Origin of the sequence: Methanomethylovorans sp., from assembly GCF_050177135.1 — an archaeon.
Lineage (GTDB): Archaea > Halobacteriota > Methanosarcinia > Methanosarcinales > Methanosarcinaceae > Methanomethylovorans.
Genome location: NZ_JBFXHJ010000071.1, coordinates 1 through 11,600, shown reverse-complemented (window position 1 = coordinate 11,600; position 11,600 = coordinate 1). Strand labels below are relative to the sequence as shown.

Annotated in this window: 9 protein-coding genes; 2 read left to right on the top strand and 7 right to left on the bottom strand. The window is 40.6% G+C overall.

What is annotated here, in order from left to right:
* The 6 genes from AB7U21_RS07135 to AB7U21_RS07110 all read right to left on the bottom strand — a co-directional run.
* On the bottom strand, positions 1-731 hold a 731-nt coding region (locus AB7U21_RS07135; RefSeq protein WP_428387942.1), incomplete at its 3' end, for a hypothetical protein.
* Positions 732-742: 11 nt separating this feature from the next.
* Positions 743-1,147 carry a hypothetical protein gene (locus AB7U21_RS07130; RefSeq protein ID WP_428387940.1) on the bottom strand — a complete coding sequence of 135 codons (405 nt, stop codon included), beginning with the start codon at positions 1,145-1,147 and terminating at the stop codon, positions 743-745.
* Positions 1,148-1,380: 233 nt separating this feature from the next.
* Positions 1,381-1,668 (bottom strand): DUF1616 domain-containing protein, encoded by a 288-nt coding sequence (locus AB7U21_RS07125; RefSeq protein WP_333786852.1) that lies wholly within the window; start codon positions 1,666-1,668, stop codon positions 1,381-1,383.
* Positions 1,665-5,282: an S-layer protein domain-containing protein gene (locus AB7U21_RS07120; protein ID WP_333786851.1), complete on the bottom strand. Its 3,618-nt coding sequence runs from the start codon at positions 5,280-5,282 to the stop codon at positions 1,665-1,667. Before AB7U21_RS07120 ends, AB7U21_RS07125 begins: the two co-directional genes overlap by 4 nt.
* A gap of 11 nt (positions 5,283-5,293) precedes the next feature.
* Positions 5,294-6,745: a hypothetical protein gene (locus AB7U21_RS07115; RefSeq protein ID WP_333786850.1), complete on the bottom strand. Its 1,452-nt coding sequence runs from the start codon at positions 6,743-6,745 to the stop codon at positions 5,294-5,296.
* Positions 6,742-8,349 (bottom strand): hypothetical protein, encoded by a 1,608-nt coding sequence (locus AB7U21_RS07110; RefSeq protein WP_333786849.1) that lies wholly within the window; start codon positions 8,347-8,349, stop codon positions 6,742-6,744. The genes AB7U21_RS07115 and AB7U21_RS07110 overlap by 4 nt, the downstream gene beginning before the upstream one ends.
* 145 nt (positions 8,350-8,494) lie before the next feature.
* Here AB7U21_RS07110 and AB7U21_RS07105 point away from each other — a divergent pair, with 145 nt between their 5' ends.
* Both AB7U21_RS07105 and AB7U21_RS07100 read left to right on the top strand, forming a co-directional pair.
* Positions 8,495-9,742 carry a flippase gene (locus AB7U21_RS07105; RefSeq protein ID WP_428387937.1) on the top strand — a complete coding sequence of 416 codons (1,248 nt, stop codon included), beginning with the start codon at positions 8,495-8,497 and terminating at the stop codon, positions 9,740-9,742.
* An 11-nt stretch (positions 9,743-9,753) separates the two neighbouring features.
* A complete protein-coding gene (locus tag AB7U21_RS07100) occupies positions 9,754-10,314 on the top strand; it encodes an acyltransferase (protein ID WP_428387935.1) in 561 nt (186 codons plus the stop codon).
* A 9-nt stretch (positions 10,315-10,323) separates the two neighbouring features.
* On the opposite strand, the gene AB7U21_RS07095 is transcribed toward AB7U21_RS07100, so the two are convergent.
* A partial coding sequence (locus AB7U21_RS07095; protein WP_428387933.1) for an ArnT family glycosyltransferase occupies positions 10,324-11,600 on the bottom strand: 1,277 nt, incomplete at its 5' end.

The following is an 11,600-nucleotide window of genomic DNA, read 5'->3' as shown; positions in this document are numbered from 1 at the left end:
ATTCTTAGGTCATCGGTTCCATTGTACCAGTTAAGGTCCTGTTTTTCAATATCTATTGAGATCTCATTTCCATCGACATATGTCAGAAACGTATGCTTTCCCCTTAATGTTGTGTCAACTGTTGTATTCATTGCTGTGATCTCATCTTCCAGAAGTTCGTCAGTGCCAGGGAACAAACTGACCGATGGCTGGATGACCAATGTACTCTCAGCTTCCAGTTCTGAGAAAAGAGCTGTGAGATTGGAAAATATGGAAGCATTGTCATTTAAGGAGTAAACGGAGATATTGCTATCAGCATATATCGTGTCATATTCCTCTTCCAGCTGTCTTTGGAATGGGTCGTACAGCAGGTTCCACTTATAGTTCCATTGCGGAGCACTATGTGCGCCCACTTTGAACACATATCCTTTTGTAAGCTCATCCTTGAAACGTATCTGGACCTTTGCTATTGAAGCATTCTTTATAGCAGGTTCCTCTAGCTGGAAATATACAAACCGGCTGGTAAAGTTCCTGAAATTGGTCTTCTCATCGCCAAACTTGCCTTTAAAAGGTTCCGATATCCTGTCTTCCGGGCCAGTGAGCTTAACATCTCTTAGCATATCATTTCGGGCCCCCACATCTATTAGATAAGAACCGTCGTCTTCCCGGATATGTGTGGATTGAAAGTTCATTATTAGCAAGTAAGAGAACAAGATCAGTGGGATTAGCAGATGGACTTTGTTAAAGTTCATGTAGTACTCCGTCAGGTTATTTTTATGTTAGCTGAGATCTCATGGGTTTCAGATGTTCCCTCTTTGTGCATGTATAATGTTGCAATGTGATCGCCTCTATTCATCATGGATGAATCAATGCTGAAGGCCATCTCTTTTTTTTCAATGTCTGTAAATAGGTCTGCATTCCCGGATCCATAGCCATAGTGGTATGGTGACTTCTCCCTGAGCGTTATTGCTGGAAGACTATGGTGACCTTCTTTTTCATTGAACAGAAGATCGATCTTAGTAGCTCCATCTATTTTTAGTGAGATATTCCATTCTTCCATCTTTTCAGAAGTAAGACCTTCATCAGCTACCAAAGTGAAAGTAATAATATCTCCTTTTCTGTAAGTATCTGAAAGGCCCTCTATTTTCAGTTCCTCTGCGCCTGCCATACTTACTAATAATACTATTAAGAGGAGTACAGCTGTAAGGATAGAACTATACATATTATTTTTGTTGTGGATCCCCTTCTGAATAGTATCCCCTGCGTTCAATTATATTTTAAGCTGTTTATATTAATTATGATTAATATTATATTATATAAATATAATGCTAAATCAATTAAAAACAACAATATTCAAAGTTACTGCAGCATTACTTGACATAATATGTTACAAGCAAAAGCTTAATTCTTTCTTAAGCTCACAGTCCTGTATCGCCTGAACATAATAATGCATAATGCCACTGCAGTTAACAAAAGGACCACATATACAGAATTTGCAAGATCTATTCTCATCCCTGCAAGATTGTGCAGGTAGAAAAGGCTCAGGGGTACCATGGCCATTGAAAGTCCCAGTGCAAGGGCGATCCTTTCTATCAGGTCTATCTCCCTGTTCTCAAAGAGTGCGTAAGTCCATATTAATCCCGGCACAAAGAGCACCAGCAGTGAACCTACAAGCATCTGGATGATCATTCATCCCTCCTTATTTTTCTTTTCTTTTCTTTTTCCTTTCCTTTCGATCTGATCAAGCCCTTGGGATCAAGATCATAGAATATCAATGCAACTGTTAACAGAAACATACCCGACAGGATCGATACTTCATTAACGATGCTTGTAGCACGGGATAATTTGTAACCGACCATAAATATCCCGATGATAGCGATCATTAAGGCCAGAATAACATCGGTAACCTTGAATTTGTGTCCATTTTCATTTTCCTCTTTATAGAACAGCATATCCATCAGGCCTGAAATTATTGTGGGATATACTATATACTTTACATCAATATATGCTGACACAGTATAGGTCCAGAGGTTCTCCATCAGGAACAACAGAAGCATTGTTACGAAGAGCGTTGAGAATATGTTGTGGTTAAAAGATAATATTTGCCGATGATTTTCTATTATACCTTTTGAAGATCCGGACACGTCTTTTCCCCTCTTGAAACGATCGCTATGCCCATAGATTATATAAGCAGCAGCCATTAACGATACTATGGCTACAATAGCAAAAATTGTAGTATCTGGTATATGTAAATTGTTATTATCTGTATTCTTTCCCAGGGACTGTTCAGCTTGTTTGGAAACTCCGGTATCCTGAGAGGTGTTGTTTACTTTCTTCCCTACTATTGCAATTATTGATGAGTTCCTGATCTCTGCTTCTATATTGACGTCGCCATTATTTTTTGTGGAGATATCTGCATTCAGTATTTCCCAGCCAGCATCATCATCTCTTAAAACAGTCAGAGATGATATGTCTATTTCTTTATCATCAAGCCATGTGTTGCTGACCTTAAAGTGGATATCACCATCATTGATGCTGTCGGGAACTATCGATATATTATATATTCTATATGTTTCGTATGCATCAGTTATATTGTGCAGAGGACTTGCACTGAGTTGTTGGACCACTAAATATGCAGACCGTATCTCATCTTCAAAAGTGATATCCAGGCTTCCAATACCCATTTTTGTGAACTTGAAGCTTGCATTCCTGGACGGGTATGTCCATGTAAGGAACATATCTTCCTGTTCTTCAACAAAATCCGAATTTGAGGTCCATTGTGATGAGCTCTGTAAGGTGTTATTCTGTATGAGCTTAACTTTTTGTTTTGTATCCATTTCAAAAGCTGCAAAATTCCCTAATATGGGTGTTTCCCTGTTCTCTTTCAGGTATAATGACCTTCCTTTTTGAAGTCTTATCTCAATATCGGTGTTGCCATCATCGTTCACATCCCGCAGATCAAGTACAAACTCATCTCCTATCTTTTTTCCATCTTTCAGGATCAGACAGTCCTTCTCATTCTTAAAAGTAATATCCGTAAGCTTTACAGTACTCTGTTGTGCCGACCTGACAGATGAATCGATCCTTGATGATAATATTGTCACTTCTTTGCCATCGATGGAAGTGTTGTAATAGATCTGCCTTCCAGTTTCTCCTATAAAGTCGTGTACCTTTACTCCTTCTTTTAGAAGTGAAAGGGAGGCTTGTCTACCTTTAATGTCGATCTCATTGAGGACCAGGGAATAGCCGGCTCCAAGATTATAGCTATCTGAGCTGGAAAGTGTTGCTGTTGCTTCATTGGCAGTCTTTTTTCCCAGAATGGCCTTTCCATCATCTATATACAAGACACTGTATGGCTCACCAAGAAGAGCAATAGACCCGTAGATCATATTTTCCTGTTCATTCAAAGTAGTGACCTGAAGTGAAGTGTAACTAAAGTTATTTCCGTCAACCTTCGGACCTGTTGTATCGAGTTTTATGTACTCATACGTATGATATTTGTCAAAGTCAAAATAGAACAGTCCCGGAAACATGAAAGTATCCACGCGTTCAAAGTTCCAGGGTGTTGAAGCTGATTCTTCCTTGTACCCGGATGTCACTTCTTTGTAGATATAAAATCCCTTTTGTTTCCTTGAGGCAGGTATAACTATATATTCTATATTATTTTCCCGTATCCAGTCCACGTCTCGTTGCAAGTTAAGCACTTCACAGGCTGTTGGATCGAACAAAGAACCTTCTGTAAAAGCCAGGTATCCAGCTGCAGTTATTATTATATCACCCTTAGGTGCACGAATACTGTATGGTGTATCTGAATAAGGCAGGTTTACCGTAAAGCATCTGGCTGTAGTATTCACATTTACGGTTCTGTTGCAATCAGGTCCGATAATTGATACTGTTTGCAGTCCTCCTCTATGATATGTTTTGAAACAAACATCCATGCTATGGCTTGAGAAAGCCAGGACTTCACCTGGAGATATTAGAAAAATGCTATCCTTAGCAACTAGTTTACCACTCGATACATTCAGCTTACTTATGTACAGGTCACTTCCTGCGGCCATATCGACCCTGTAATACCCAGGTTCAACATCAGTTATACGAAGGGATGAACTCTGCTCGGTTTTGGATACACCGCTATTGGTAATATCTCCATCGTCTGCAAGTTCCATAGATGCAGCTGCATCTCCATCCATCGAGTATACATTGACTTTCAGTTCGTCTGCTCCGGCGTAATTGTTCATATCTTTTTTCCCGACAGCAAGTGTAATTCCCTCTGCTGGAATATATGTGTAGAATGTATGTGCTCCTCGTAGCATATACTGCATGTTGAATTCCGGAGTTTCCTCATGAAGATAGGATGTAGTGTTAATTGTCACTCCAGGACCAACTGCAATAATTGATGGGGGTGGATTTTTCAGAAAAGTGTCAATATCGCCGATGTCTTTATAGCCATCAGTTCCAAAAATTTTATATTCTGTGTTCTCTGCAAGTAGATCATAATTTTCCAGTTCCTCATAGAACATATCATAAAAACTACCTGTTCGTATGAAAAATCCCTTCCCAAAAATTGGTACCACTGTGTTATTATTCAGGTCAATGCTTTTTCCTTCCCTGATCTCTCCCACAATGTCAATATCCCCGTCTTCATCTACATCTTTAAGTTTAATTATGGATATACCATCAGGCGAATACCCATCTTTTATGGTTGTCATGTTCCACAGTTTTGCGTTACTTATCCTGATCGAATTACTTTCCCCATCTTCAAAAAAGCCGGTAAACGAACCCGAGAAAAGAACTACCTCCTCATTTGCATATTCGGTTGTGAAATTTACCTGACAACCTATGTCCATAACCTGCTGATCAACGATCTCTCCATCTTTTTTTAATATCAGATCGATCTGGTTTCTTTCTTCTGAGTGATCATTGACAAGCACTGAGTACCCACGGCTCAGTGCTTTAGGTCTTCCTGCCTCAATGGCCATACCGTCTTTTTCCCATACCTTTTGTTTAAGTATGGCTTCGTTCTCCATGCTTTCTACATAATATTCTGACCCAAGGTAAGGAATGGTTTTACCGTTGTTTATTCCTACATAGTAGAAATGCTCAGGATCTATGTTATAACCATCAGATGTATCAATTCTTATCGTTTCCCCGGGCTTCAGCAGGGAGGGAGCATCATTACCGGTTATGGTATATGATGACCCATCAAAGTAGGCCGGAAAAACCGGTCCTCTTATTTCATCTGCCATAGCTGCTCCGGTAAGTGCACACAGAATAAATAATACTGTAAATATTTTTATTACCATCTGTGTCTCCATTATTCGAAACTGATCTCAACCCAGTCTACAGGGATCTTTTCTTTCCTGACTGCAAGATGACCGGCGTTCAATACAATGTTCAGAGTATTTTCTCCAAGGTAAAGGTCAGCAAGGTCCCAGGTTGCGTTTGCAATTACCCATCCGTCACTGTCACGTTCATAATCAAGATCTTTTATAACAATATACTCCGCTTTCTCACTTTGGATCTGGTCCAGATCATCACCTAAAGGAATTATTTTACATCTGAAAGGTTCAAAATAGGATTCCCGGGTGAATGAGAAAAAAGCTGACGAAACGATTTTCATATTCCCGGCCGGGCAGTACACTTCATATATTTCAGGAGAAGGCCGGACCAGTGCTCTGTTCCTGATATTTTTCTCTTTGATGGTAACTGTGCCAGTTCCAACCTTCACATCCTGAAGGCCGGATCGATAGTAAGTTATAAGGTCCAGATACCCACCGTCTAAATGGCGCGTGTAGAGTCTGCAGGGTGAAACAGAAAAGACAGTATCCTGCACCACAAGGTTCCCTGATGTGACATTTATATCGCGGACCGTAAGGTCATCTGCAGATAATAGTACAATTTTATATACTCCTTTCTGAATTTCAGGGACACTGAGATCACTCTTCTGAGCAGGTCCCTTTGCTGAACTGTTAGTTGCATCTCCATCATCAGGTATCGACGAATTGGCAATGATGATACCATTCTGATCATACAACATTATTTTTAGTTCATCTTCTCCATTGTAGAGGTTAAGATCTTGCTTTTTAAGGCTGAGTTCAAAAGGTCCATCATCTGCAAATGTATAAAATGTATGGTCACCCCTGAGGGTGCAATTCACAAGAACACTATTTCTTTCAGAGTTCACTGTATCGGGGAATACATTTATGTCCGGTTTCCCTTCTGCAGCAATGACCGAATTTTCAGGAGGGCTGCTGAAAAATCCATTCACATCTATTTTAGTTGAATTTACATGTCCAGTGGAATAAACAGAATATTCAGTATTATTACCGACCTCAAAGAACGAAGAATCAACCTTGAAATGCAACGGATCGTATACAGTTCTCCAGTCATAGCTCCATTCAGTGCTGTTTTTACAACCTATATTAAAGTTGTACCCCGTAGGGAATTCATCTTTGAACCGGATCTTGATCACGACTTTGGAATGATCATTTATCGATGGGTCATTTACCTGAAGATATATCAGACTGCTATTAAGCTCCCGATAGGTTACATTTGTGCCATTTGCCGAGTATGTTATACGTCCGGAAACCCTTTCCATTGGTCCTGTTAGCCTTGCATTGCCCTGAGTGTCATTTAGTCCGCCGATGTCTATAAAATAAGAGGCTTCATCTTCTCTGTGCAAAGGATCAAAGTCAATTATGTTAAGATAAAGCACGTAGGCTACCAGCAGTAAAGGTATTATCATCAGCAATTCAGCGTATTTCATTGAACAGACCCTGTATATCTATAAACCTTACCTTTGTTTTCCCTTATTAATTGGAACTCCTTGCTGGAATATTTGTCCGATTCCGCATCGATTGTATTTGCAGAATAATATATATATGTACTCTCTTCATTTTTTGAAATAAACTCTATGGCCTGCTGTGGGTCAGATGTACGGAGGAATTCGGTCCACTCCTCTTGTGTATAAATATTCCACTGGAAAAGCCCTGGGGCTATCACAGGGTGTTTTCCCCATCCTAGGACCCAGGGTGCATCATAGGCAGTTGTGAGGATGTAACTTTCCGGGTCTACATTGGCGGCCATCCACTCGATGTCCCTAATATCGCCATTGGAAATGAGCCTATTGTCTTCTGTCGCTTGTCCATATACAAGTGCACTTCCGGTAAGCAATATCAGTAAAAGGATGATATTTCCATAGATCCGGAGTTCTTTTCTTTGCTCGAGGAGTATCTTTTCAATACAACCTCCGGCCAATATTATAAGGAGGATGTCAAGGGTTGCAAGGTATCTTCTGAAAAACACGATCCTGAATATGACAAGTATACCGGTGATCAGTGTGAAATAAAATACAGGATCCCTTCTTTTATTCAAAAGCATTTTCATGAACCCCAGTACCCCGAATGTTATGTAGGGCAGAGATAAATATGCATATTTTGAATAAGTTAAAAAGGTCCCACCCTGACTGCTCGCTTCTCCCCTTAAGTTGTTTAAAGCAACGCCTGCCAGGCCTTTTAGCATGGAGATCCCCAGTTCCATTCTCTGTATCCAGAAAGGTAACATCAGCACAGCAGCTATGATAAATGTGAGATATATTTTCCGATCTCTTGTTTCAAGTAACCAGAACAGCAAAACTATAGATAAAAGGAGAAAATGCGGCCGGTGGTATATGCTCAAAGCTGCATAAATAATAGCTACAACTATATATCTTTCCTTTTGCAGCAGAAGTATGGCGATCAGTATCAGTAAGAGCCCTAGTATGTTCTTCAGGTAAGAGTATTCAAAAAGCACATACTGGATTGAAGACAGCAGATAGATGAATGCAGAGATGAGCGCACCTCTCTGGCCTGAGATGTTCTCTGACACCGCGAACACAGGCAAAACCATTAATCCGCATACAAGAGGCGTAAATATTGTTATGATCTCAGTGGGTCCAAAGCCGGCAACCACATACAGCATATCACCTAACAAGAATATTCCCTGAGGGAACATTTCTTTGAACCATGCGGGTAATTCGCTCTCCGGGATATAAGGGAGACTTGTAATATATGTATCAAATCCATATTTGTATAGACCGGGATCATATCCAGGCGGTACATTTGTAAAAAAATACTGGTAATAACGAATAAAAAAGGATAATATAGCTACAGATGCCAGCACTATCCATAAGATCTTTGTATGATCTCTTCTTTTTTGTTCTTCTCCATCTGGTTCATTTATAAAAGGGATGCCAAGTAACAGGAGGACCGGTATGAATACCTCCATCCTCAGCATATGCAGGTCTGTCAGGATACTGAACAATAGCAACAGTAGTGATACTAGTGCAAGTTTTATAAATGCATCCTTCAAGACTTCGGGTACATACCTCATGCTCTACTGTATCCTCATGTAAATTCTCTGTAGTGAAAAAAGCAGGCAAGTTTTATAAATTATCGCAACATTTGCACATCTATCGCCAGACCGTTGAAGATCATATTTTTCGGATATTAAAATACAGATGTGTTCAAAGGTAAAAATGAAGCAGAGTTTAAGAAGAGGAACGATCCTTTTAATAGCAGCTCAGGTTTCCTTTGTCCTTTCCGGGTATGCAACACATATTGGATTAGGAAGACTCCTAGGCCCGGAGGATTATGGTCTATATGCAGTTGTCATTTCACTTATGACAATGGTGAATCTGATCCTTTCAACGGGCATACCTCAGGCAGTTTCGAAATATGTGGCCCATGGAGATGGGAACGAATTAAATGTTAAACGCACTGCGCAAAACATGCAATTAATATTCAGTGTGATCCTGTTCATCTTTTATTATTTCTTTGCCGATCAACTGGCTATCATGTTGAACGATCCGGATATGGCTCCTTACCTGAAACTTTCTTCTTTCATTGTTCCGGCATATGCATTACAGGCCCTGTATGTCGGTTATTTCAATGGGTTAAAGGAGTATGGTAAACAGTCCTTAATGGTTATTCTCTATTCTGCTTTTAAAGTAGTGTTGATACTTGGTTTTGCATTAACCTCATATGCACTTTATGGTGCGATAACCGGCTTTATAATATCCTCGGTGGCTGTTCTTGTCATAGGATTATATTTTGTCCATTCTGCTGATAAGAGATTGCCTGCATCGAACAATGAACACAGCATGATATCGGCAAGAACTATCCTGGATTTTGCAACTCCCATTGTGTTCTATTCAGTGGCTACGAATCTGATTATGAGCTTTGATCTTTTTTTTGTCAAAGCCTACCTGACAGATATGGATGCAGGTATCTACTCTGCGGTTTCCACTATTTCAAAAGTGCCTTTTTATGTCATTGCAGGTATATACGGTGCTCTGTTCCCTGCCATTTCGAGTATGTCAGCACACAACGACAGATCACAGATGACTGTGCAGATCATAAAGTCAGTGAAATACTCCATGCTCGTTCTTGTTCCTTCTACTTTGTTCGTAGTACTTTTCTCAAGGCAAGTTCTTAGTTTCCTGTTTTCGGATCAATATTCCGGTGGTTATACTGCACTGGGAGTGCTGACAATAGGCATGGGCTTCTTCGGTTTGTTCTCGCTGTTCACTACTGTTATCAATGGAAGCGGACAGCCGCGCGTTTCAATGCTGATGAGTCTGATCGTCCTTGTACTTGATATTGTCCTTAATCAATTGTTCATACCCTCGTATGGAGTGGTTGGTGCTGCTATGGCCACATGTACGGCTTGCCTGCTGGGACTTGTTGTTTCGTTCTTATACGTTTACAGAAGATACAATCATTAAAAGGAAATGTCATGTTCTCATTCACTATGATCAAATTTGGGATACTCAAAACCCTGGAAGAGATGTATGTATACACATTCCTTTTTCTGGCGAATTTATTTCCAGACATGAGTGTATGTTCTGTAATAAGAGCTTTATTGGTCAGGCCGATAGCAAGTGTCGGGAGCGATACGCGCATCAGAAAGAATCTTTATGTCAATTCTTTCAGGAAGCTTTCTATTGGAAGGAATTGCTTTATAAACCGTGGTGTGCAGTTCGATTGCTCCGGTCGTGTGTCGGTTGGGGACAACTGCTCGATCGGTTTTAATGTGCTGGTGACTACAAGCACCCATCTGGAAAAGGACCGTGTAGGTGAAGACGGACGTACCTTCATTGGAGAGGATGTAATTATCGGTAATGGTGTATGGATCGGGGCCAATTCCACTATATTGCCTGGCACAGAGATCGCAGACCATTGCATTATAGCTGCGGGTGCTGTAGTTAAAGGCAAACTTGATCCATCGGGCGTATACGCAGGAGTGCCTGCAAGGCGTATTCGGGATACCCCCGGTATTGCAGAAAAAAGGATATGAACCGTCACATTAACTTATTTTTTCGACCTTCCAGATCATATTGTTCCTTGTGACAGATGTCAGCTTGTATCTGTTATTTTTCTCCAGATGCTGGAAAAGCTCTGTAGCTTCCTGTGTAACATAGACCGGGATACCATCAGAGATCATTCTATCTATGAGTGGTACGAGGTCTTTCTCTATATTTGCAGGCGTGTACCAATATGCCATATCGGGCTGTGCCCTGATCTCTGCTTCTGTCCTATACACTGCTATCTGACGGTCCAGCATGAAAACCTTATCAAATGCCCGGGTGAAAATAACAGCATTCGGAGGTGTGGCATCTACCGTTTCCCTGTTCAGTGCACTCCAGCCGTTCAACCTATCTATTGATTTTATCAGATTGTTGTCACTCTCGAATATCGTAGTTGTGGATGTGAGCAGTATGAGCAGCAAGCACAAAGCAACAATTCGTGAATGGTCTTGTTTCCTGAAAAAAGCTGTTAAAAATACAGCAGCAAATGTGCTCATAATTGCATAGTTGATCAAAAAGTAACGCGCCATAGAGGAATCCATGGATACGTTCTCAAATCCCCAGGTCTCTCCTCTGAAACCATACAGACCAAAGAACAGAATAAATAAACCAATAAGAAAAAGCGAAAAGAAACGCTGCATTTTGTCCTTTGAGAAATATATCGATATCACTCCAAAACAGGCAAGAACAAAAAGCAGAGGTGGATAACCTACTATATAATCCATGAATGAACTGGCATAGACGCCCAGGTTGTTCATAAGATATTCAAACTGGTAACCTATCCCTCCTCCTCCTGTATTGATGTCCACGGTCTGTGCATTAAGGGACGAGTTGGCTACTGTCCACAATATACGCAGCACTAAAAAGATGCTAGCGAATATGATCATCTCTTTCAGCTGTATCTTTCCGGTAATTCCCCATCTTGCAGCAAGAAGGCCTATCAATATTGATCCGAATATCACTATTTCTGAAGTTCGCGTAAAAACAGCATAAAGACAGAACAGGCCGGCACAGCCAATATACGTGTTCTTTCCGGTTTGAATACCCTTGTGAAAACAATAGAGAGCAATGATCGAAAAGGTCACTGCAGGAATATTGCTGTAGTACGTATTAGAAAAGAACACGTAGGAGGGATTCAGTCCCCACAGAAGTGCTGCTATGATCGCAGTTTTTTCGTCGAATATGTTCCTTACGAGCAGATATAAGAAAAGTACGCCTATGCATCCTGCCAGAGGCACTATGTGATCTATAAGCCCATACAACCTTGCAGTAGCAA

Excerpts from the sequence above, each read along its gene's own strand:
- AB7U21_RS07130 (WP_428387940.1), bottom strand. The coding sequence starts at position 1,147 with ATGGCAGGCGCAGAGGAACTGAAAATAGAGGGCCTTTCAGATACTTAC.
- AB7U21_RS07110 (WP_333786849.1), bottom strand. The coding sequence starts at position 8,349 with ATGAGGTATGTACCCGAAGTCTTGAAGGATGCATTTATAAAACTTGCA.
- AB7U21_RS07115 (WP_333786850.1), bottom strand. The coding sequence starts at position 6,745 with ATGAAATACGCTGAATTGCTGATGATAATACCTTTACTGCTGGTAGCC.
- AB7U21_RS07105 (WP_428387937.1), top strand. The coding sequence starts at position 8,495 with ATGAAGCAGAGTTTAAGAAGAGGAACGATCCTTTTAATAGCAGCTCAG.
- AB7U21_RS07120 (WP_333786851.1), bottom strand. The coding sequence starts at position 5,282 with ATGGTAATAAAAATATTTACAGTATTATTTATTCTGTGTGCACTTACC.
- AB7U21_RS07125 (WP_333786852.1), bottom strand. The coding sequence starts at position 1,668 with ATGATCATCCAGATGCTTGTAGGTTCACTGCTGGTGCTCTTTGTGCCG.
- AB7U21_RS07100 (WP_428387935.1), top strand. The coding sequence starts at position 9,754 with ATGTTCTCATTCACTATGATCAAATTTGGGATACTCAAAACCCTGGAA.